Raw genomic sequence first — 24,427 nt, 5'->3', positions numbered from 1 at the left:
CTGCTTACTGCGCGCTGTATTGCTTAACATCATAGGTAAAGCCTAATGTTTAACTTCACGGAAGCTGTTTCTAATCTCGCGCAATTCTTGCTGTGATCGACCATATCGGGAGGCGTACGTCCAGGCAAGCACTTGATGATAATGCGAAGGAGTTTCAATCGTAGTCACGTTATACATGATCGGAACTTCCTCCACTTCTCCTTTTAGGGTAAATTCAATAGCAGGATAGCCGTTTACAACGATGTTGGAAACCTTTCCCGATTCAGGGGTTGTAAGCCCTGATTCTATATGGCCCTGAATGATCTGTTTATACTCTTGAAGAGTCATACTGCTGTCGAAATCGCTTTTCGGTTCAGATAATACAATCAAGTATCTTTCTGTAAATTCATTTTTAATGGAGATATCCGCATCCTCATTAATCGTATAATCCCGTGACCAGCTCCACGGAGCCGTAACTTCAAACTGATCGTCCTTACTGACAAAAACGTCGGGCTTGGTTACTTGTGTGATGAGAGAAGAAATAAGGGATACAGCAAAGATGGCCGAAATGATCGTCATCAGGATGATTGCCCCTGCAAAAATCCCGGTTTTCTTTCTTCCCACAGCTCTCAGATCCCGTACCTTTACAACATATGTACCCGCAGCCATATCACCCAGCCGTTGTTTTTTGGGTGTCGCCAGCACACATATACCTGCAGGTAACCCCCAGAAAAGCAGCGGATTCGTATCCACCAGATGTATGGCGGTGCGGATCAACGATTTAACCATGCCCGGCGAGCTTCCTTCCCCATTCACAACTTGGATACGAAGAAGATATTTGCCCAGCGTGTAGCCTGTAAGTCCTTCCAGTAAGAGATAATAGCAGAAGGAGCCGATCAGGAAGATACCCACAACCATAACGATATTGGGACTTTCGGCAGCAGCTAACTTTTTCGCTGCAAAATAAACCAGTCCTCCATATCCAAAAACGATAAGGATGAAGTCAATCATCCAGGCAGCCCATCTTCTGAAAAAAATAGAGGCTCCGTATGTTGCTGATAACACAGCCATCCTGTCCGGCTTGGGTCGAATATAGCTCCCATTGACTACATGCTCACCCGATACTACGGTGGATGGATGTTTCATTAAATCTTGTTCTTCCAAATCATACACCTCTAATGTCAAATTAAATCCTCATTCAGTATAGCATTCCTTTTCATCCAGTGAAGCAAGCCTGACAGCGCACTGGAGCAAACGGAATCCCGCCGATGAACAAACCACACCTCCAATTTCCGATATTTTTCAGGCAGACGATGTGAAGCAATACTTCCCGTTTCCTCCGCCTTCGCAATCGAGGATTGTGGCAGCATGGACACTCCCAGACCAGAAGCTACACCACCCAGAATAACTTCCAATGTTCCAAATTCCATAATCTGATAGGCATTAATACCTGTTTCGCTCAAAAACCTTTCCGCTCTTGCCCGATGTGTGCAGCCCACGTCGAAAAACAGCATAGGCTTGGCAAGCAGCTCGCCCATGTTCTTGTTCCCAGGTTCCGAGATAAGCACCAATTCCTCTTCATAGGCCGCAACATGCTCTATATGCGGATCATCGACAGGCCCATAGACGAAGGCTCCATCTAATTCATAATTCAATACCTTTTGTACGAGATCATGCGTGCCGCCTGTCAAAAGGGATAGTTGGACATCCGGGTATTGTGAGTGGTATTCCGCCAATAATGAAGTCAAATGCGTGACCGCCGCTGTCTCAATCGAGCCCAATCGCAAAGGTCCCGTAGGATGGTCCGAATATTGAGTGGACTTTACAGCCTCGTCCAGCAAGGTCAGGATTGTATCCGCATACCCCAACAGATTCTCTCCTGCCGGCGTTAGCGTCATTCCGCGATTAGATCGACGAAAAAGCGGTACGTTCAATTGTGCCTCAAGCTGCTGAATCCGGGAGGTCACATTGGACTGTACATAGTTCAAAACCTGCGCAGCCTTCGTGATACTGCCCTCGCGAGCAACAGCCTGAAATATTTTCAAATCACTGCTTTCCATATATACGTCACCTGCTTGGTATGATCATTTATGATACTCACGTTCGATTTTGTTCATTTTACCGGATGCTTATCGCTCTGTACAATTCAATATACATGCAAATGCATCTCAATTCGAACCACGGGAGGTTTTACAATGAAAGCTATGATACATGCCAGCAAAAACGGCCTTGAAGGCCTAATGTATAAAGACGTTACCGATAGACAACCCGGGCACGACGAAGTGAAGGTAAGACTCCAAGCCGCAGGCTTGAACCATCGGGATCTGTTCCTCATAGCGGATCGAACAGCCAACGATACTCCACTCATTCTCGGGTCGGATGGCGCAGGTGTGATCGAGGCTGTGGGCGATGGCGTCCCAACCTCGCTCGTAGGTACTGATGTAATCATCAATCCATGTATCGGATGGGAGAATACGCACCACGTCCCTTTGGTCCCAGCCATTCTGGGCGGACCTTCAGACGGGACATTCGCTGAATCGGTTATCATCCCCGTCCAAAATGCCGTCAGCAAGCCAACTTACCTATCTTGGGACGAAGCAGGGGTGCTACCTTTGTCTGCTTTAACCGCTTACCGCGCTCTCTTTACCAGAGGCCAATTACAGCAGGGTGAGCACGTCCTCATTCCCGGCATTGGCGGCGGCGTAGCCACGTATGCCATGCTTATGGCTTTAGCGGCGGGCGCACGGGTCAGCGTCACATCACGTAGCGAAGCGAAAAGACAAGCTGCCCTCGCCCATGGCGCTAATCAAGCATTTGACAGCCATGACGATTGGAAAGAAAGTATGAACGGAGACTCCGTGGATCTGATCCTTGACAGTATCGGCCCTGCTACGTTCGACAAATACCTGGAAATCCTCAAACCGAATGGTCGAATCGTTACATTTGGCGCAAGCTCAGGAGATCGAATAGAGATTCCGCTGCGGTCTATATTTTTCCCTCAAATCAGCATCATCGGCACCTCCATGGGCAGCAGCGAGGAATTCGCAGATATGCTTCAATTCATGGAGCGCCATGCACTCCATCCAATTATAGATAGCGTATTCCCTTTACAAGACACGGCACAAGCCTTCCACCGTATGCAGCAGGGAGCACAGTTAGGTAATATAGGGATCAGGATGAAGTAAGAGCCTGAACGAAGTACAGGAAGAAAAAAATCTACTACTATAAAATGCCTTCATCCAGAAGTCAATTTTATGGTAGTGGACCTACTCAGTCGATCAAACGATGCTGGACCCATTTGTTGCCGCGGAAGCGCCAAAGGAAAACAATCCCCCGCACGCCCCATTCAATATCCATAGCCAGCCAGACACCAACAATCCCCAGATTGAACACAATGCCCAAAATATACCCCAGCACCACCCGGCACAACCACATGGACAGCATCGAGGTGAGGGATGTAAATTTCGAATCACCTGCTGCTCTAAGCGCAGAGGGTGTAATAAAGGCGATGGACCAGAGCGGGATCTGGGCCAACGTATTAATCAGTATGACAATGAAAATGTCATCTACGATTTCAGCAGGCGGATGAAATAGCCCCACCATCGGCTTGAACAAAGGCATCAGGATTAATCCCATTACAATAAAAGAAAAAGACGATAGCCAAATAAATGATTTGGTAAACTTGCGGGCATCCTCGACATTTCGACGACCCATACATTGACCAACTACAGTCACAATCGTAAGAGCCAAGGCATTCGCAGGAATTTGGAACACGTTAGCCAGTGATGAGCATATGGCATTCGTCGCCAACGCATTTGTTCCCAGGCTCACAATGAAAATTTGGGTTAAAATTTTACCCCCATTGAAAAACATCTGCTCTGCTGCAAAAGGAAGTCCGATGAACAGAATCTTTTTAAGCATGGCTAGATTAAAATAAAGCATATCTCTAAGCTGAACACGCAAATCGTCATCTACCCTGACCAAATAGATCAACGCGCAGACTGCCCCTGCATATCTGGACACGTTTACGGCAATCGTCATGCCCAGCACACCCATATCCAATACATTAATGAATACTACATTTAGAAGCACGTACGAGAGGTTCATGATGAGAGAAAGAGCCAGCGATGCCCTCGTCTTCCCGATCCCCCTCAGCGCTCCACACACCGCCTCAACGATCGCAATCCCCACGAAAGACATACAGCTTCCCAGCAGATACACCTTACCGTTAGCTAATACATCAGCCGAGGCGGAGCCAAACAGAACACTTAAGATCGGATTGTACAGCAAGATCATAAACAGACTGATAGCTAAGGCCAGCAAAGAAACGGAGGAAATGGTACCCGATGCGGCTTTGGAGACCATCAGGTCGTTACCGCTACCCTTATACTGCGCAACGACAACCGTACCCCCGGTGGATACAGCAACAAACACATTAATCAAGAAAATATTCAGGGAATCAATCATATTCACCGCGCTGACCGCCGCCATACCCGATGAGCTGATCATTGCCGTATTCACCAAATTAAGACCCACAATAAAAGCCTGATCAATTAGAAGCGGGATAAACAGAGCAATAATCTGTCGATAATCAATAGACGCTCCCGAAAAATGCCTATTCAGAAAGCCATGTGTTCTTATTCTTACACTCAGTTGACTCATATCATCACATTCTTTTTATCAAATTGAAAAAAACCCTTCAACAGAAGAGCTTCCATGGCGGGAAAATGTATAGAGTTGCAAGGCTAGATGTACCTAGTTCTTGATTTCGTACACTTTTCTCTACATAGAAGTATCACTCCAAAAGAAAATCCTGTCAATGGTTTTGCTCACATTTAAAAATAGAAAAAAACACAAAAACCTGCTCAGTTCAGTGAACAGGTTTTGAAGTGGCATTAATGTTTTTACGATATGATTAAATCCTTGTTAGACGAATTAAAATTATCTTCTCGCAATTAAATCCTGTTGAATGGAAGCTTCGTTCTTTTCGAATTTTTTATACAAGAACATAGGAATGATACCGATCAGGAAGACGATAAACGGTAGCCAGATAAAGCTGAACTGAATTCCAGACAACGCAGTAGGCGTTTGGACCTTCCCGGCGATGTAACCGGTGCTGCCCATGATCCATGCCGGCAATAATCCGCCGATTCCGCTACCCGCTTTAATACAGAATGCGCTTCCAATGGAGGTCAGGAATCCACTTGCCCGAATACCATTTTTCCATTCCCCGTAATCAACTGTATCTGATAACATCGCAAACGGCATAGAACATGCAAAGCCTGATCCTAACGCACCAATAATCCAACCAATTATAATGAGGGTTAAGTCCGTACTTCCCATTAAAATCACAACCTGACCCAATGCAGCCAGGATCAATCCAATAATCATGATCGAATTTTTACTTAATTTTCTGGCGAAAAACGGAATCAGGACCATCGAGATCAATTGTAAAGAGGTCAGTCCGTTGATTAAAGGTACCAAGTCCTTGCTATCCAGATTGTATTGCAGATAAAAGATAAGCGTCGCTGAACGGATATTCAAGCCAATCCAGTAGCACAAATTAGCAGCTACGACGAGCATCCAGGGCCAGTTTCGTTTGATGGCTGTAAAACTTTTAGCAATCGGAACGGATTTCGTTTTAACCGCTGCATTTTCTCGCAAATCGGCAAACGCTATCAAAAACATAATAACGGCCATGATTCCAAATAAAACGAGCGTTAAGGAAAAACCTTTTTGATCATTCCCCTGTCCAAAGAAGGCAACCAGAGGCAATGTAAACGTCGTAGCTATGAAGAAGCCCACATTCCCCCCGACCATACGGAAGGAGTTCAATACGACGCGCTCGTTAGAGTTCGTGCTCAGGTTAGGCAGAATGGACGTAATTGGCGTACTGATTCCTGTATACAGGATACCGGCTATGATATAAGTGATCGCCGCGTACGCAATCTTTCCAGACTCACTCCAGTTGGGTGTTGTGAACGTAAGAACCATGAACACCGCAAACGGGATACATAACCATAGAAAATAAGGTCTACTCTGCCCGTATTTTGACTTGGTCCGGTCAATCAGGATGCCCCAAATCGGGGCATCAATGGCATCAATGAAGCGGGTGATAAATAGTAAGGTCCCGGCAATTCCAATAGAAAGACCGAACACATCTGTATAAAAATATAATAAATAGCTGGAAATGACACAGTATAAAAGATTGCCTGCTGTATCCGTTAATGAATAGCTGATTTTACGATGAAAAGGAACAGTACTGTCTGCTTTCTCGGGTGGTTCCGTACTCACAATTCTCGTGCTCATGATCTCTTCTCTCCCCATAAGAATGAATTATGATTCATAAACCCACACACGCATTTCTCCTTTATCCCGGTTGCACCAGGCGTAGTAAGGAATAGCTGTGATTTGTTGAGAAACCAATTCAGGGGGCTCCGAGCTATATAATGTCGGTGAACCTTTCACCCGATACCCCTCCGTGGTCAGCTTTACAATGCCACCAAGCAGGTTTTCGCTAAACTCTTCGGTAATGAGACTGTCCTTCGGCAATCTTAATCCCGCCAGGTTCTCCCCGTTATCCACTTCTTCCAGACAAAACACGATTGGACCACGTTGGAGAGCGACCTGCTGCTGATTCATGGAGACAAGAGTATTGCTCCGAATCCGTTCCACCGGCATAGCCAAATGCAGGGTTACCACATCACCATCATTCCAGGTGCGCTGAATCTCTGCATAGCCTTTTTTCAGATGATGTAATGAAATGGTTTCGCCATTCACCTTCACCTCTGCCTGCTTGCACCACCCCGGAATCCGCAAAGCCCATGTAAACGAAGTCGGCTCTGCTACATGAATCGAAAAGGTCAGATCCGCATCCCATGGATAATGATGAGTCTGTGTAATTTCCACCTCTTGACCGGATAAAACCATGTTTACCTTGCTTGCAATATACAGATGTGTATACAACGTATCCTCGGTTTGGGTGTACATATTGTCTTCGACCGATGCGATCATGCGGGCCAAATTGGGCGGACAGCACGCACAGAAGAACCATTTTTGCCGTTCTGTTTTTACGTGCTCCTGATCTTTTCTGGATTTTTGAAAAGGATTAACTTCCAGTGGATTGACGTAGAAAAATCGTTTTCCATCCAGATCCATCCCACTAATTGTTCCATTGTACAGCGCACGTTCCAGCACATCGGCATATTTCCGGTCTGGTGCTAAGCGCAGCATACGATTGGCCCAAAAGGCCAGCCCTACAGAGGCACAGGTTTCGCAGTACATGCTGTCATTCGGGAGATCATGATTGCAAGTGAACGCTTCTGCATTTACAGAAGATCCGATGCCAGCGGTAATATACATTTTTCGGTTCGTAACATCGTCCCACAGGGCTTCACAGGCTTTTAAAAGGGAGGCATCTCCTGTCTTCGCAGCCAAGTCTGCCATTGCAATATACAAGTACACCGCTCTTACGGCATGACCAACAGCCTCCGTTTGTTTCCGGACAGGCTTGTGTGCCTGCTGGTATTCGAAGCCTAAGCCAAAATTAATGTTGTTATCATCATTCCAGGTGGGCTCTGTTTGAATTTGTTTTCTGTTTTCTCGTTCCTCTTCAAAGTAAATCGGGTGCTGCCCCCGCTGTTCAATAAAATATTGCGCTAATTTGAGATATTGATTCTTTGCAGTTACGTCGTATAATTTGATCAAAGCCAGCTCGATTTCTTCATGCCCAGGATAGCCTTTTCGTTTCCCCGCTTCCGTACCAAAAACCTGCTGAATCAGGTCCACGTATTTCTCCATAATGTGAAGGAACTTCGTTTTGCCTGTCGTTTCGTAATAAGCAACCGCCGCTTCTATAAAATGTCCCGCACAATATAGCTCATGGTTATCGCGTAAGTTGGTCCAACGATTGTTGGGCTCTTTCAGCAAATAATACGTATTCAAATAGCCATCTTCAGCTTGAGCTCTTCCCAACAACGCAATCACTTCATCCGCCCGTTCTTCAAGCGCAGGGTTCGGATGATCCCTTAAACTAAACGCCACCGTTTCCAGCCATTTTGCAATATCACTATCTTGGAAAACGGTTCCATAATACTCCCCGCTGGATTCACCAGCCGCAATTTTAAAGTTTTCAATCGCATGACTGGGTTCTGTATCTGGTAACTCATCATTTAATGCTTTCCACTGATAAGGAATGACCTCTTCTGCCACAACCTGCTTATACTTTTTCCAAAATGAATCCTCAACGACGACATGTTTTACTGGCTTAGCTGTTTTCATTGGATAAACATCCCTTCCCGAAAATAGAACGCTTTCATTTTTGAAAAAATAAGGATAAAGTAATGATAAATACCCGGCCAAGCTAACCTGGGGTTCCCTTGCTACAGTCCTTATTTTATCAACCTGAACTTATAAAAAAAATCGCGATCTTTAACTAAAAGTTATACGATTTCACACACATAAAGGAGCTGACTTCCATGAGCAAAACAAACTTTCTATCTTTCCTTGTCCCTCCATTGCCTTATTTCATTGAGGGGAATTTTACTACATACCAAAAAGGGGACTGGCACCCGAATCGTTATAACTTGGGCTATTTTGACGTTATTATCATCAAAGAAGGACTGCTGCACATAGGCGAGGAAGATGAAGCATGGAAGGTTACCCAAAATTCCGCTTTAATTCTCGAACCGGATAAACACCATTTTCCCATTGAGGCATGTACAGAACAAACCTCCTTTTACTGGTTCCATTTTCAGACCAATAGCACATGGTGCGCGCAAGCTTCACCCAATCTGATCACACCAAGCTCACCCATACCCGAGTTGCATTTTCATTCCGAACACACAACAATCCATTTACCCAAATTTCAAAAACTAATCAATCCCCATGAGCTGTTTTCTAAATTAGACTACTTACTAGCCTCTACCTTAAAACCTAGAAAGCTGGCCCTATGGGAGGCCCAACAGACGTTTGTGAATATTTTTCAGAGTTTGGAATATGATGAGAATTATAAAAGCAGTTCCTCCAAGTTAGCAGAACAAATCGAAATATACTTAAAACAGAATTACAAAAATACGATCACCAATAAAGACCTGGAGGCTCATTTTCACGTACATCAAAACTATCTCGCCAGATGCATGAAGGTCGATTTTCAGCGTACGCCGCTTGAATATTTAATGGATTACCGATTGGATCAGGGGCGCAGTCTTTTGCTGCAAACCGACTGGTCTGTGCAACAAATTACAGAGGAAACGGGGTTCTCCCAAGCCAGCTATTTCTCCAAATGCTTTAAACAAAAATTCGGGATGTCCCCGAAAAACTATAGACAACAATACTGGAAGCCGGCTCATTGAATCGAAAAATGTACAGGCACTACATCTCCTTTACATTTTTAACATACTCCCGTTATATTGCCCCTTTATACTGAGTCAGCTATAGATTTTACATCGTGAAAAGGGGTATACATATGAAGACAACTAAACTAGCCCTGTTGACAGTCTTGGCCGGGGCTTTGGTATCACCTGCTGAAATAACCAAGGCGGCAGACGTTCAGTCATCCGGGTATGCACCGCTGCGAACACAGGCGGAAAAAATGGGAGCAGTCATTACATGGGACAGTGACGACAAGTCTGCTGCGGTCAAGCTGAAAAACGGCATTGTCGGCACCTTTACCGTCGGTGAGAAGACCTATCGTCTGGCAGGCCAAACCGGAGAAGCAGATCGTGAAATCAAGATGATCGGCGGGAATTTATATCTTCCGGCAAAGCTGCTTGCCACGCTTGAGACAGAAAACAGCAAATATGCTGATCCCAAAGACGCAGTTCCTACCTACAAGGTTACCCCTACTGCTGAGACAGAAGCAGTGGAGGATGGAGATGACGCGGCCGACGACCCTGCTATCTGGCTCAATCCGGCGGACCCGGAGAAAAGCAGACTTGTAGCGACCAATAAAGGCGGCGGAATTCTGGTCTATGATCTGCAAGGCAAGCAATTACAAAACTATAAGGTCGGCAAAATGAACAATGTGGATATCCGGTACGGTTTTACACTGGGCGGTAAAAAGATTGATATTGCAGGAGCAACCAATCGCACCAACAACACCGTTGATATCTTTGCCATTGACGGGATATCAGGAACGTTAACAAACGTGGTTGACCAGCCTATTAAATCATCTATGAAAGAAGTGTACGGATTCAGCTTGTACCATAGCCTCAAGACAGATAAGTTTTACGCACTCGTTTTGGGCAAAGAGGGTGAATTTGAACAATATGAGCTGACGGACAACGGAAATGGCAAAATAGCTGGTAATCTGGTCCGCCAGTTCAAGCTCGCTACGCAATCCGAGGGCATGGTGGCTGATGATGAATATGGCACGGTCTACATCGCTGAAGAGGATCACGCCATTTGGAAATATGATGCCGAGCCAGACGGTTCCTCCGAGCCGCTACGACGTGTTGATGTTGCAGACGGGCGCAGACTTCAGGATGATATAGAGGGACTTACATTGTATTACGGCAAAGATGGCAAGGGGTATCTTATCGCCTCCAGCCAAGGAAACAGCAGCTATGCGATCTATGAACGACAAAGCGACAATGCTTATATAAGCAACTTTACGATTAGTGCCAGCCCTACAGTCGACGGTACCTCTGTTACAGACGGTATTGATGTTCTTGGCTATGGATTAGGCAAGAACTTCCCGCACGGTATCTTCGTTGTACAAGATGATGAAAATCTTCAAAACGGCAAAAAGCTGAATCAGAATTTTAAAATGGTGCCTTGGGAGCAGATCGCCAAGGGCGCACGCATCCCGCTAATGATAGACGATGGCATCAACCCGCGTGAATTGGTGAACAGAAGCACGAAGTAATGCCTGTCAGAAAGTTACGTTCAACATCTGTTAAAAGAAAATAAAGTATTAGACTGGTAACCTCCTATTACGCTAACTGGCAGGTTAGTGACTGAAGGAGAAGGGTACAGAATTGCTCCATCTTCACGGAAAATTGTTCACTTTTCCATTGGCTTTCCATATCTCACTAAAACATGCCAGAGTAATTTTAATTCTTGCAGAACTTCTTTGTAGGTTCCTCTATCGCTCCAATTACTTGGATTTCGTTTCAAGTCCATAGCTGCAGAGCCAATCATATTTACATCAATAAAATCACTTTGCGCAATTCTTTTGGCTAGTGAAGGCATCGAAGGACCTCTAAAATTCATAGGAACCTCATCAACCAAAAGTGTAAAGCCCATATGCCAGTAAAGATCAACTGAATACTTTAAACATATCTGTTCTAAGATTCGTCCTGTATGGGTGCCCTTAAATGATGGATCGGCAACAAGCATCTTTACGTCTTCTTTAAGAAAAATGTCACCATGAACCTGAGCTTCGATATAGTGGTTAAGATTTCGGTTGGGCTCTTTGTTTGATGGATTTTGGAATGGTTTCTCAAGATTGACGAGCATATGGTCGATTAACTTTCGAACCGTCAGATTTCTTTCACCAATGGCAAAATCACTATAGAACGCATCCCTCATGAGAGCAGCCAAAATGAGGTCAAATTCCTCATACGTCCCCTTTTCCTTGGGGTCTTGGTGAGAATCCAAATAAGTATAAGTGCAACGATGAGAGACCTCAGTGGATAAAAGGAAATAGCATGATCCAAAACGTGGAGCAGGTCCATCGGGATGTAACATGACATTGAGTGCCCCATACTTGGGCCGTTCGCTATTGGTTGAGCCATTTATTTGGTACGCTCCGCCAAACATTTTATTCTCCCAAACGTCACGTTCACCACCTGAAAATGCTGATACACTTCCATTCGATAGGAAAGTCTCAAACTGGCTTTTATAAATTCCCTGCTCAAGTAGTGCTTCAGCAACGCTTTTCATGGTCGGATCTAATCTATCTGGGTGAAAGTGTAGCGCAATACTTGCATGAGATTTTAGTTTAGTGATAGCATCTTCAAATGTCTTCAGCTCGATGCTGGACATTTGAAGGATTTCCCTAATTGTTTGCTCCACCTCATTTTTGCGGCTTCTTGCGTAATTTGTTATATACTCTTGAGCTAATTGCTGAGACCTCGATAATTCCATGGGCAGAAGAGTCCCTTCCCTTTTTATAGAATCATAATACATGATGGACAGTAAGGGAAATTGCAGATAGAGTTATTAAATTAACGGGGAACGTTAGTTCAATAAAACAGCGACAGTCTAATACTTTATTTTCTTCTGACAACATTCTGACTGTATTATCTTCATAATACCTAAACCTCGTTAATGGTATAATGGAGGTAAAGGAATCGGAGGGATTAGTATCCATTACCAAGCTATTAACCTGAATGAGAAATTATCTAAGTTCAACGATCATTGGTCTCCGAAAGTTATTGGCGAAATGAATGACTATCAATTTAAGCTCGTCAAGATTGTTAGGGATTTTGTATGGCACGATCATCAAGATACTGACGAGGTGTTTATCGTGCTCGAAGGGGAGATGTTCATTGATTTCCGCGATGGTCAGGTGAAAATCTCCCAGGGCGAGATGTTTATTGTCCCAAGGGGAGTCGAGCACAAACCTTTCGCCGAAAAGGAATGCCATATCATGCTGGTGGAGCCTAGAGGTTTAGTTAACACTGGCGGGACTGAGTCCGAATTAACAGCAGCCAATGATATTTGGATATAGCGTCTGTTAGAATAATGAACTCGTTCGATTACATCGTTAAAACTACGGGAGTCTAGGACTTTTTTAACACTAGTTTCATCCAAAGAAAACCCGCTCAGTGAGCGGGTTTTTCAAATTTTCTACCATGATTGCGTGCCTCAGTTTGCCTATGCTTTAAGATCCAACATCAGTACATTCACCGAGTTAGCGGGTAATTGCAGAAGGATCGCGTTATTACTGAGCGAAACCTGCTGCTCGGTAGGTAGAACCTTCTCATCATTCTTTTTATTCACATTAGGTACATGAACCAGAGAAGCATCGCCAGTTAATGTAATCAGCTTGGCACTGGACTCCACACTCAATTCCTGAAGGTTCAACTGCATTGCCTTATCCACGTTGTCGGCATTCACAAGCTTCACATATACATGCTCAGCATCTTTGGTCACCGAGTTGAACACGTCTCTGTTGTAAGCTTCCAGCTTGTAGTCCAGCACTTTGCTGCTTGTCACTCCGTCGGTGTAAGAGCAGATCAGGCTGTTGCCCGTTTCACCGCCGTAATTCACCGTGATGGTGTAATCCGTGTTGTCAGCAAGCTCTTCATAGCTGGCCGCTCTCAGGTTGCCTGCCGCAGTACTGGAAGAGTAGTCACCTAAGGTATAGCCTTCCACCCCTTGCTTGTAAACCTTCACGCCCGTTGCCTTGCCGCCATAGCCAACGGCATATTCGACCACGTCCTTTTTCTCTGCGGAAATATCCGTAAGACCTGCGCCCACATAAAAACCGTCCGTGCCAGAAATACGGGAAGCCACAACCTCCACCTTATAATTCGTCCATTGGTCGTCCAAAATGTACAGGCCGTTCAGACCGCTGGCTTGAGCTTTGAGGACAAGCCCCTTGCCTGCCTCCACCGTAGATCCCACGGAGCCCGGAATGACCTGCCAAGCCGGATTCCATTCCTGGGTAAAATCCTGATCCAGCAGCACGCAGCCGTCCTTGTTGGAAGTGACAGTCACACGCTTGACAATCACTTCGGCGTTGCCTGTCGCGATCTCAATTCCACCCTGAGGAATGAGGTCTATCGGCTTGCCGTTTTTGTAAGTGGAAAAAGAGGTCGCCAATACTTTATTGCCTAAATATTTAGCATACATTTGCTGTACATAGTAGTTTGGCGTAAACCACACCGTTTCGTCATCGAACCAGATGCAGTCCGGGGTCCATCTATAGGTTCCGTCCGTCAGCACCTTGTTGAACAGCGGCGCATAGGCAGCCAACAGAACGACATCGGCATTATTTTCGAAGCCCGTCATCACCGCTGCCTCTGCTACTGCGCCTGCCAATGTATTTTTATCCGTAGACGCATACTCACCCACGAACACCTTGGACGTTTCCTTCCAGTCTATGCTGCCGTCTGCGTTATACGCTCTATAGTAATAATTATATCGGTCCGCGTTATGAAGCAGGTACTCGTTGGAACGGTAGTAGTGCTCATCTGCAATGGTGTCCATGTAATTTTTTTGCTTCTCATACCAGGTCACGGTTTCTTCGGTCACTTGGGCACCATCTGCAAAAGCGACCTTAGCCGAACCGGTGATATTTCCACTCAGGAACTTCCAGCCCTGCTGATATGCATCGTCGTCTGCTTGAGCGCCAACCGTGGAGATGATATGCAGCTCATAGCCTGGATAGTTTTCCTCCATGTACGCATCAATAGACGTTTTGAACACTTCAAAGTTGGCAAAGAACTCGACGCCCCAATTTTCGTTCCCTACACCCAGATAGTGCAGATCGAACGGAGCTGCATGGCCCATTTTTTTACGCATGGCGGCCCATTCATTGTTCTCGAAATCCACATTAATCGCAAAGTCGATCAGATCCGTAAAGTTCTTGATATAATACTCTCTTAATGCGCCACCAGCCGGATGAGCGTAATCGGAACGAGCTTGGCAGAGAACGCCGCAGGCCATAACCGGAAGCGGAGCCGCATTCAGATCTTCGGCCAACTGGAAATACTCCATATAACCAAGGCCCATGGTCATCATATAGCCCCATACATTAAAATTTTCCTTGCGCAGCTCAATATCGCCAATAGATTCCTTCCAGTCGTATACATTTTCCCATATAAACGAACCCTCAGAGATACAACCGCCCGGAAAACGCAGGAACTTCGGATGCATATCGAACAGCGCGTTCACCAGATCTTTTCTCAGTCTATAGTTGGGATTCCCTTGGAAGTTGGCGTGTGCCGATGGGGATCGGGCTTCCTCCCCTGCACCCCACACATCCTGTGGAAACAAGGAAACCATATCTATCGAAATCTCACCGTCAAACGTCAGCGCCAGTTGCCCCAGAACCGTAGCCGATCCTGTCAGCACCAGTTTGGAATCTATACCGTACTTCTTCCACGTGTTGCCGCCCTCCACCTGTACGGTTAACGACTCACTAATCCCCTTCTCATTTGCGTCTTGCAGTTGTAGCGTGATTGTGCCCGCCGACTCAGCCTTCGCCCAGATGGTGAAATCATACTTGTCACCCGCTTGGATAGACATGGCGCAATTCTGGTTAGAATCCGAAAAGCCCTTATTCCGAATAGTTGCACCATCCGCTACCGTCACATAATATGAGTTCACATCTTTGTCTTTAGCGCCTAGAAATTCATTTAATCCGCCGCTATTTTGCGGATTCATCTTGTCCGTATCACCAGACCAGGCAAACAAAGGATTACGGTTACGCCCCGTAGAGCAGCCGCATTCGCCGGAAGCATGGGAATAGGTATCGAACACGAAGGACTCGAAGGAACGATTCTGAACAAGCTCCGCATAAATTCCGCCATCCGCTGCGTTATTGATATCTTCGTAGAACAAGCCGTACATCACTTCGCTGATATCCATGACTTCCCTATTTCCATGAATGGTCAAAGTGTAAGGAGGTAGCTGTTCTGGAAGTACGGATACTTCAAAACTTTTTTCAATACAGCTTTGGCCCTTCGTCAAGAAGGCTGTCACAGTTACCCCCTGTGAGGAGGTAATTGTCTGGACCTGACCGTTGTCAGAGAGTATCTCAGGGTGGCTGGATTTCCAGGTCACTTCTACTCTACCGCCCATGAGGACCGTTGGCAGGGACAAGTCCTTGGTTACAATCGTCGTTGGGAAGGACAAATACTTATCACGAGCGAGCTTCACAACCTCTTCGTCTGTCAACGAATCGCACATGACTTCAATGACTTCATCCGCTGACAAGCCTGCTTTATAAACTCGGAAGTCCGATAGGGAACCGGAAAAATCCACATCCGCTGCATGCTGGGAACGACCGATAAAATTGTTGCTGTAGTTGGACGAGTCTGTAAACGTTTCAAACCATTTGCGCAGCTTGGCATAGTTGCCGCTGGAGGTTTGGCTGATGGAGCCGTCCGCTACGACTTCGCCGTTCACATACACAACCGGACCCGCACTGCTTAATGTGCCGCCTTTTGTGCCGATCACGGACATGGCTATGTGCATCCACTCATCCCGGACAAAACCTCTCCCCGGATCTACAGCCAGATCTGCCTCGGCGAAAAGAGTCCCGCGCAGATTCCGTGTCATGAACATATAAGGCCCTGTATGGGCTTTGCCAAAGTCAAAAACACGTTCCCACATATCCGTGAATCTACCGAAGTTGACCCAAGCAGTCACCGTGGCACCCGTGTTATCGCTTACATCTTTAAGCAGATCGGAAGGAAGCTGTATATACGATGTACCATTAGGACCTCCCTCAAGCGTTAAAGCCATTCTGCCGCTGGCATTGGAGATTGTCGGTGCTACTGTGCCAGAAGCAACCCCGTCATTACCTTGCCCTGAGCTATCTTTGCCTACGTTCCCAGCATCCTCAAACTTGTACCGCGCAATGATTTGATCTTGGAATTTGGTCATCTTCGTTGCTCCTATACATATATTTTGTTAATGTAAAAACTAATTAATTAATATAAATATATACTATATAGCTATAGTACCTTATCCTGCCCACATTTTTCAATCCTTTATAGTGACAAAAAAACCGCTCAATGAGCGGTTTTTCAGATATACCATCCTTGTTAGGGTAAATTTCTCACTCCATTGATGAACTGCTTTAATTCTCTATTGGAAACAACTTTTTGCCCCAAAGATTTAGTCAATATTCACTCCTTGGGACTAACCACTTATTCAATATCAAACAAATTTATTTTCAACTCGTAAATAAACCGACCTCATGGGTTACACGTTCAGAGTTTCTGACCACAATTCGGACAGAAGTTAGCTCCTTCGTTTTTCACACCGCAGTTAGGACAGAAATTGGGCTTTTTATGGTCTCCAGAAGGAGAAGGAGCGGCAGATTCAGGTTGAGGCTCGGCCGGAGGATTTTGGTTGGGATTCAAATTTTTCATCATTTCGTTTGCTATATTCATCCCCATCATCATACTCGCCATATCCGAAGCAGCGCCGCCGCCTTTTACGTTGCCAGATGCAATACCGTCCGTCATCGTGACCTGTTGATACTTTTGCAAATTACCGATCATTTCATGAGAAGCCGTCTTCGTAATCATATCCTGAATTTCTTGAGGATAATTGAAGCTCATCACGTGAAAGCCTGTAATCGTCATCCCGTTGTCCATCACTTGCATATCCAGATCTTCTTGAATGCCTTTGGAAATATCGGAAGCATTCGCTTGCAGATTGAACATGTCTTTCCCTTCTCTGCTGATCCACTTCATTAACAACTGATCCAGCACAGAAGTAATCCGGATTTTAACATCCTCCACCAGATAGCTGTCTTTCATCCCGGCAACCTTATCTATGAGCGTAACATAATCGTCCACCTTAAAATTAAACGTGCCGTTGGCACGGATAGGCATACCGCCTGGAAGCTGGGGAGTCGGGATCAATACCGGATTCTGCGTCCCCCATTTCACGGTAAACTCCTTCGTATTGACGAATAAAACTTCCACCCTCATGCCACTGTTAAAGCCAAATTTAAATCCTTTTAACGTGGACAGAAACGGGATAATCTCAGAATCTATATTGTAAGATCCTTCATTCTCGAAAATCCCTTCAATCTTGCCGTTATTTACGAAAATCGCGTCTTGACCAGAGCGGATCATTAACTTGCTTCCTTTTTTAATCTCCCGATTGCTCCATTTCCAAAAAATCATATCATCTCTAAATTCTTCCCACTCTACAACGTTCGCAAATTGGTTTCTAAAGAACGACATTCTGTTCCCATCCCCTCAGTTAAAATGAACCTCTGCTGCCGCTATGCGAATGACCGCCACTGGTGGTTCCGCCTCCGCCTGAACCGCTGCTACTGCTACTCTTTTCGATCTTCCGTTTCGTTGTTGTTGTGTGGAGGTATTGATCCCGATGAGCCAAAATCCCTGAAGTGCTTGCATCCTCGTAGGTCTGCCGATTTACCGTAACGCGGCCGCCAGAATTGGAAACCATCTTACCCACGATAATCCCCGCCAATACCAGTGAAACCACCAATTGAAACGCAATACTATAAAATATACTGTCCGGGTTCACCCCTGGTCGGATTCCCAAATACCTGTGCGCACTTAAAATATATTTTTGGAATGCAAGCTCATAGTTACCGCTCGTCAGGTACGGGCTAATCTCGTCACGTATTTTATCCAGTCTGTCGTCATCCAGATACCGCTCCGCTTTGTAAAATCCGGCCAAATAAATCTCTCTATTTCTCATATCCAGCGTTAAAATAACCGCATTTCCATGAGTCCTGTCATATCCAGGTCCCTGATCATCATAAAAGTCCTGCGTCATTTTCATAACATCCATATTGTCGGAATTGCTGGAGGTAAAAATAATAATGTCCGTTTCTCTTTCGGCCCCGTATTGATTAGCCATCGTGTTCAATTCATCATACTCTTCCTGATTAAGCAGACCCGCTTCATCATAAATCAAGGACTTCCATTCCGTTGTAGCCGCCTCGGCCTTCATTTCCACAGGAACGACTAGAAAAGCAGTGAAGAAAAACAAGATTGCCAGGATCAGTCCAACCCTTTTCATTAAAACATCCCCCCCATGATCACCCAAGTGATTAGCTTCAATGAAAGGAAAGAGACACCGAAAATGCCTGCAAACCAGGCAGTCACTTTGACCTTGCTAATCGGAGGCTTGCCGACTACCTTGCCTGTCTGACCGTTCATGGCAAACGTATGCTCCAACCTATTATAGTCATAGTGTATTACCCATACCGGGAGCAGGACATAGTCGGCATTTTTTCGTGTTGTGTCTATTTGCTTATCCGTATAGTCCACAGCAGTATATTCCGACACCGAAGACTGAATATAAGCATCAATATATTCCTTCACTTTTTCTTTTACTCGCGGGAAGAGCTCCTCGTCGTTATAACTGTATTTCTCCGCAATGTAGCCGGCGAGATACGGGGTTTTAAAGCTTTTTAGCTGATCGTAAGGAAAAGGCTCCAATTTATCCATCAGCTCGTCGTTCATTTTCTCCGCGGCATCAATCGGAACCTTCACGTAATTCAGACGAATTTTCCGGTATACATCAAAATGCTGCGTTTCCGTATACTCGTAGTCCCCGCTTGTATAGGTTCTCACTTTTTTGCCCTGACCCTGAACCTCAATTTTATTATGTAATTCATATAACCAGAAAGGCACATACATCCCGGTGATTCCCTTGATTCGATCTGCTGTCATGAACCGATTCGGCGTCAGACGGCCATTCTTGCACCATTTTCGGAAAGCTTGCATAGCTTCTTCCTTACTGATCGAAAAAGGAATGACCTGCGCCGGGGCCAGCTCCCCTGTCAGTCGTTCGCCAAGCACAACCGCTGATCCGCAAAAGCTGCAAACCGTCGCGCTTGTCTCCACTTCAGTCATAATGACTGCTCCGCAGCTGGTGCAATGATACTCCTGAGCCTCGTCTTCTGAAAAAATGTGATTCGTCAGAGGATCTGGAAAATACTCGATATTGTCCTTTCTTCCGCAACTATGACAGGATAACATTCCTGTTTCACTGTCAAAGACCATGCCACTGCCGCAGTTTGGGCATTTGTATTCGATAACCGGCATCTGCTCACCTCTATCATAAAGAACTGTTATTTCTGATCTTTCATTTTTTCTTTGATCGCAGCCAATTCATCTTCTGCGTTCGTGCTTTTCTCAACTTGTGCGAATAAATCATCCAGATCGTCCTGCGTCCCTGCTCTAAGCTCGGCTATAGCCATTGCTTCATCATATGCCCGATTAACCTTCTCTTCCATAGCTTCGAATACGGAATCCTGGCCGCCCATGGCGTTCAATGATTGCTGTACTTTGGCAACCGCCATTTTCCCTTTTAGCTTGATGCGCCGTGCTTCCAACTGGCCCATATCAGACACCAGTTTATCCTGCATTTGTTTCATACTTGCGGCGTTTGATGAAGCCAAGTCATAAGCGGTTTCGAATTGTCCCCGTTTCTCCACCTGCGTTGCCTTTCTCTCCAGAAACTTTCGAGCGTTCTCATCCTTGCCAGCCTCCACTGCCTTCATAGCATAATTCTGAAGCTTTTTGATCTCCGCTCTGCATTCATCCAAAGCTCTTTTCGCTCTTCTCTCATCCGCCAACACCGAAGCGGTTTCCGCTTTCACTCTGCCCAGGTCGATGTTCAGGTTCTGCATGTAATCCTCAATTGTCTTCTCCGGATCTTCCACCTTGTCTAATAAGGCGTTAACATTCATTTTCATAATATCCCTAAATCTCGACAGAATCCCCATCATGGTCTCCCTTCGAAAAGACTGCATTCCTACCATATAATACATCAAATTCGGAAAAAAGGGTTCATTTCCCTTTCCAAATCCAATAACAGGCACTTTAACGCCATCATTCAATACCTTTTCCTAAATTTTCCAGTTCATATGAACAGCCTCCTTTACTATTTTCATATAAGATAACACCTCGCCGCTGCATAGGCAAAAGTACAGCTAACCAAATCAAAAAAAGTACCTGATCCCCGTGGAAATCATACTTTAAGACACGGGGGGCAGGCACTTGCACCGCAGTAACTAATCATATATTCCACTTCACACTTGCTTGTCCTGTATAATGTTAAAGTGGACTTTATTTTTTATTTCAAGCTTTTCCATACCCAGTTTTCTACTTCTGGTAAGTCGATGCCTTCTTCACGAATGTATTGATTATGTTTCTTAACCATAGCATCCATTTCAGCCACAATGCTTGTGTACTTCCCGGCGTCAGGTAAGTTTAGAACAGCTTCCTTCACTAAGTCAAAACGGTCCATTTGATTCAATACACGCATATCAAATGGGGTCGTAATATCACCATTTTCACGGTAACCATGCACATACAAGTTATGATTGTGACGATCAAAGAACAGATCTTTGATTAGACCTTCATAGCCATGGAAAGCGAAAACAACTGGCTTTTCCTTTGTGAAATAATGATCAAACTCTGCGTCAGATAATCCACGAGGATCTATTTTTTGACTTCTCAATCTCAATAAATCTACCACGTTGATAAATCGAATCTTCAGCTCAGGCAATTTCTCATGCAAAATGGAGATCGCAGCTAAGCTTTCAATCGTTGGTTCTGTACCGGCAGAAGCAATGACAAGATCAGGTTCTCCACCTTGATCTGTACTTGCCCAGTCAATGATCTTCAACCCTTTATCCACCAATTCTTTCGCTTCATCAGCAGTAAACCATTGTGGACGTGGGTGTTTAGACGAAACGATCAAATTGATCTTTTGACGGTCGTTTAAAATGGTATCAAAGACAGCCAGTAAGGAGTTGGCATCAGCTGGCAGATACTCCCGAATAAATTCCGGTTTTTTATCAGCCAAGTGACCTAACAAACCTGGATCTTGGTGTGTATACCCATTATGATCCTGTTGGAACACCGTTGAAGTTGCTACGACATTCAATGATGGGATATCTGCACGCCATCCTTGATCCGTTGCTTTACGTAACCACTTGAAGTGTTGAGTAATCATTGAATCAACCACACGCAGGAAGGCTTCATAACTTGCAAAGAAACCATGACGACCAGTCAACACATAACCTTCCAGCAAGCCCTCTGCTTGATGTTCGGATAATTGGGAATCAATAACACGACCATAAGAAGACAAAAATTCGTCATTAGGTTCAATAATTTGGTCCATCCATTGGCGTTTGGTTACTTCAAAAACAGGAGCTAAGCGGTTAGACATCGTTTCATCAGGTCCGAAGATTCTGAAATTACGATTTTCTTCATTTAAAAGAACCACATCTTTAACGTATTTCCCTAAAACCGACATATCCTGTGCAATGACTTTACCAGGAACAGAGTTATCCAGTGTATAGTTACGGAAATCTGGTAAATGCAAGTCTTTAATAAGGTTACCCGCATTCGTAACAGGGTTCATCCCCATTCGTTTATCGCCTGTAGGTAGAATTTCGGCAATCTCAGGTTTTAAACGGCCATTTTCGTCGAACAATTCCTCTGGTCTATAGCTATTCAGCCATTCTAATAAAGCAGGTGCGTGCTGCATATTTTTTTGGTCAACAGGAATTGGAACTTGATGGGCACGGAATGAATTTTCATTAGGTACGTTATCCCATTCTTTTGGACCCGTCCAGCCCTTAGGTGTACGGAAGACAAGCATCGGCCATGCTGGGCGAGTAAGGTCATTGTTTTCACGCGCATTCTTTTGAATAGCTTCAATTTTTTCGATTACGGTATCCAATACTTTTGCCATTTCTGGATGCATTTGATCAGGATGCTCACCTTCAACAAAAAATGGTTCCCAACCCAAGCCTTTGAAATATGAGGTCAATTCTTCTTTCGATTGACGAGACATAATCGTTGGGTTACTAATCTTGAAGCCATTCAAGTGTAAGATTGGCAGCACTGCACCGTCAGTAATGGGGTTGATAAATCTGTTAGAGAACCACGAAGCGGCTAATGGGCCAGTTTCAGCTTCGCCATCACCAATAACAACAGCAGAAATCAAATCGGGATGATCTAAAATGGCACCCACCCCATGAGAAAGGGAGTAACCTAATTCTCCACCCTCATGGATAGATCCAGGTGTTTCAGGAGCGGCATGTGAAGCAATACCGCCAGGGAACGAGAATTGTTTGAATAATTTCTTCATACCCGGGATATCTTGTGTAATTTGCGGATAGATTTCAGTGTAGCTTCCATCGAGATATGAATTTGAAACCATAACCTGGCCGCCGTGACCAGGGCCTTCAATGTAAAGCATGCTCAAATCATATTTATTAATAACACGATTTAGATGTGCATAAATAAAGTTTTGGCCAGGAATGGTGCCCCAGTGTCCAATAGGCTTAATCTTTACGTCCGAATCTTTTAATGGTTCTTTTAACAAAGGATTATCTTTTAAATAAAGTTGGCCTACCGAAATGTAGTTCGTTGCACGCCAATATGCATCAAGTTTTTCCAAATATGCTTTAGATGAGTAATCTACTATTACAGGTGATAATGACATGATGTCCACTCCCTAAACAATTTTGTTTGTAATTTATTCCGGAAATTTCATCCACATGTACATCATAACGCTGCGTCGATTAAATTCAACCTTTTCAACAAATGATACGGTCCAATTTTGTGAAATTTTGAACATAGTATGAAATATAATTAAAAAGACAGTAAAAAAGCTCTTACATTAAAATAAATGGAAATTTTAACCGCGTTTTTTTATTACAATCTATCCATAGTATGATCAGATTTTTTTTCAAAAGCATAAAAAAAAGACTGGAAATTTTTCCAGTCTCATCGTTAATGAACCGATACGAAGGTGTTGAATTTCAAATATTTGTAATGGAATCGCATATGAGAAAATTCAAATGGCGTGCCATTATCTAAAAAGAAAACACCTTCCATGATGCCTACGGGCTCATTTTCCTTCAAATGCAGTAGTTCTTGATCGTCTGCTTGGGACGGCTCTGCAAAAATGGATAAAAAAGATTTAGTGACGGCCAGGTTCCGCGAGTCTTCCAAATAATTAAAAATCGACCCCTCGATAATCGTCTGATTTAAATTTTGGACAATTTTAATAGGGATATAGCCCGTTTCAATCATAAAAGGATCATCATCAAACAAACGTAAGCGAACAATTTTGTAAACAAAATCATGAGTCTCCAAGAATAAATCGCGTTGTAATTCTTCTGTTGGTGGAATGACCTCAAAACTCAATACTTTGATTTTAGGCTTTTTACCATGCATTTGAAAATTATCAGTGACCCCTAGATTAGAGCCTTCGTAGTTAAAGATAGATTCATTCCTTATGTATAATGGATTAATAAATGTCCCAGAACCGCGCTTCTTGAAAATAATTCCTACATTCTCCATTTTAGTCAGAGCACGTTTAATGGAACTACGACTCACCTGGTACGTCTCGCTAAGACTACGTTCATCTGGTAATCTCATATCTGCAAACTTACCAGCAAAGATTTTCATCTTAAGATCGTCAATAATTTGCTTATAGACAAATTGTGTCATATCGTACTCCTCTTCCAGGTCTTCTATAACTTCATATAGTTTACCATAACTTGTTCTTTCCATCTCATGTTTGTTTACGTATGTAGAGTGAGCCTTCATCTGATAGCTTGCTTTTACTATACATCTCTATGCATAATACCATGATTGCACATACATCATACCACTGCAATGCATCATGTTCATGCAGAGTATGATCCTTTCTCTCTTTAAGGGCAGATAGTCATCCCCTTTCAACCCCAAAGAGCGACGACACCGACGAAAGCGTCACCCTGCGCCAAAGTCGGTACCGTCACTTT

The 24,427-nt window shown here is 44.4% G+C and carries 17 protein-coding genes; 4 read left to right on the top strand and 13 right to left on the bottom strand.

The features are described 5' to 3' along the window. Window positions 1-42: 42 nt before the first annotated feature. Both ABH897_RS20600 and ABH897_RS20595 read right to left on the bottom strand, forming a co-directional pair. Window positions 43-1,125 (bottom strand): RDD family protein, encoded by a 1,083-nt coding sequence (locus tag ABH897_RS20600; protein WP_404592676.1) that lies wholly within the window; start codon window positions 1,123-1,125, stop codon window positions 43-45. Between the two features lie 35 nt (window positions 1,126-1,160). After that, window positions 1,161-2,039 (bottom strand): LysR family transcriptional regulator, encoded by an 879-nt coding sequence (locus ABH897_RS20595; RefSeq protein WP_404592638.1) that lies wholly within the window; start codon window positions 2,037-2,039, stop codon window positions 1,161-1,163. A 135-nt stretch (window positions 2,040-2,174) separates the two neighbouring features. On the opposite strand from ABH897_RS20595, the gene ABH897_RS20590 reads away from it, so the two are divergent. Beyond that, window positions 2,175-3,164, top strand: a complete 990-nt coding sequence (locus ABH897_RS20590) for a zinc-binding dehydrogenase (protein WP_404520885.1) — start codon at window positions 2,175-2,177, stop codon at window positions 3,162-3,164. Window positions 3,165-3,249: 85 nt separating this feature from the next. Here the strand turns inward: ABH897_RS20590 and ABH897_RS20585 are convergent, their stop codons facing one another. From ABH897_RS20585 to ABH897_RS20575, 3 genes are all read right to left on the bottom strand, one after another. Continuing rightward, complete coding sequence (locus ABH897_RS20585) at window positions 3,250-4,641, bottom strand: MATE family efflux transporter (protein ID WP_404520884.1); 1,392 nt, start codon at window positions 4,639-4,641, stop codon at window positions 3,250-3,252. Window positions 4,642-4,920: 279 nt separating this feature from the next. Next, complete coding sequence (locus tag ABH897_RS20580; protein ID WP_404520883.1) at window positions 4,921-6,288, bottom strand: glycoside-pentoside-hexuronide (GPH):cation symporter; 1,368 nt, start codon at window positions 6,286-6,288, stop codon at window positions 4,921-4,923. A 27-nt stretch (window positions 6,289-6,315) separates the two neighbouring features. After that, window positions 6,316-8,259 carry a glycoside hydrolase family 127 protein gene (locus ABH897_RS20575; RefSeq protein ID WP_404592637.1) on the bottom strand — a complete coding sequence of 648 codons (1,944 nt, stop codon included), beginning with the start codon at window positions 8,257-8,259 and terminating at the stop codon, window positions 6,316-6,318. A gap of 197 nt (window positions 8,260-8,456) precedes the next feature. On the opposite strand from ABH897_RS20575, the gene ABH897_RS20570 reads away from it, so the two are divergent. After that, window positions 8,457-9,332 carry a helix-turn-helix transcriptional regulator gene (locus tag ABH897_RS20570; protein WP_404592636.1) on the top strand — a complete coding sequence of 292 codons (876 nt, stop codon included), beginning with the start codon at window positions 8,457-8,459 and terminating at the stop codon, window positions 9,330-9,332. Between the two features lie 113 nt (window positions 9,333-9,445). Beyond that, a complete protein-coding gene (locus tag ABH897_RS20565; protein ID WP_404592635.1) occupies window positions 9,446-10,846 on the top strand; it encodes a phytase in 1,401 nt (466 codons plus the stop codon). A gap of 137 nt (window positions 10,847-10,983) precedes the next feature. On the opposite strand, the gene ABH897_RS20560 is transcribed toward ABH897_RS20565, so the two are convergent. Beyond that, entirely contained in the window at window positions 10,984-12,069 is a 1,086-nt protein-coding gene (locus ABH897_RS20560; RefSeq protein ID WP_044645007.1) for a DUF3626 domain-containing protein, read from the bottom strand. 220 nt (window positions 12,070-12,289) lie between these two features. Between ABH897_RS20560 and ABH897_RS20555 the strand changes: the two genes are divergently transcribed. Then, window positions 12,290-12,655, top strand: coding sequence for a cupin domain-containing protein (locus ABH897_RS20555; protein WP_404581270.1), 366 nt, complete (start codon window positions 12,290-12,292; stop codon window positions 12,653-12,655). A 146-nt stretch (window positions 12,656-12,801) separates the two neighbouring features. Here the strand turns inward: ABH897_RS20555 and ABH897_RS20550 are convergent, their stop codons facing one another. From ABH897_RS20550 to ABH897_RS20520, 7 genes are all read right to left on the bottom strand, one after another. After that, window positions 12,802-16,542, bottom strand: a complete 3,741-nt coding sequence (locus ABH897_RS20550; RefSeq protein WP_404592634.1) for an alpha-L-arabinofuranosidase C-terminal domain-containing protein — start codon at window positions 16,540-16,542, stop codon at window positions 12,802-12,804. 329 nt (window positions 16,543-16,871) lie between these two features. Beyond that, entirely contained in the window at window positions 16,872-17,858 is a 987-nt protein-coding gene (locus tag ABH897_RS20545) for an SPFH domain-containing protein (RefSeq protein ID WP_283654159.1), read from the bottom strand. Window positions 17,859-17,877: 19 nt separating this feature from the next. After that, on the bottom strand, window positions 17,878-18,669 hold the full coding sequence (locus ABH897_RS20540; RefSeq protein WP_404592633.1) for a TPM domain-containing protein: 792 nt from the start codon (window positions 18,667-18,669) through the stop codon (window positions 17,878-17,880). After that, a complete protein-coding gene (locus tag ABH897_RS20535; protein WP_283654157.1) occupies window positions 18,669-19,700 on the bottom strand; it encodes a TFIIB-type zinc ribbon-containing protein in 1,032 nt (343 codons plus the stop codon). Before ABH897_RS20535 ends, ABH897_RS20540 begins: the two co-directional genes overlap by 1 nt. A gap of 26 nt (window positions 19,701-19,726) precedes the next feature. Next, window positions 19,727-20,383, bottom strand: a complete 657-nt coding sequence (locus ABH897_RS20530; RefSeq protein ID WP_283656168.1) for a PspA/IM30 family protein — start codon at window positions 20,381-20,383, stop codon at window positions 19,727-19,729. A gap of 350 nt (window positions 20,384-20,733) precedes the next feature. Continuing rightward, complete coding sequence (locus ABH897_RS20525; protein WP_404581237.1) at window positions 20,734-23,118, bottom strand: phosphoketolase family protein; 2,385 nt, start codon at window positions 23,116-23,118, stop codon at window positions 20,734-20,736. Between the two features lie 290 nt (window positions 23,119-23,408). Then, window positions 23,409-24,131, bottom strand: a complete 723-nt coding sequence (locus ABH897_RS20520; protein WP_044645014.1) for a GntR family transcriptional regulator — start codon at window positions 24,129-24,131, stop codon at window positions 23,409-23,411. Between the last annotated feature and the right edge of the window lie 296 nt (window positions 24,132-24,427).

It is taken from the genome of Paenibacillus sp. RC73 (assembly GCF_044908085.1).
GTDB lineage: Bacteria > Bacillota > Bacilli > Paenibacillales > Paenibacillaceae > Paenibacillus > Paenibacillus terrae_A.
Note: the sequence above shows the minus strand (reverse complement) of the source record. Positions and strands in the feature narration are given on the sequence as shown.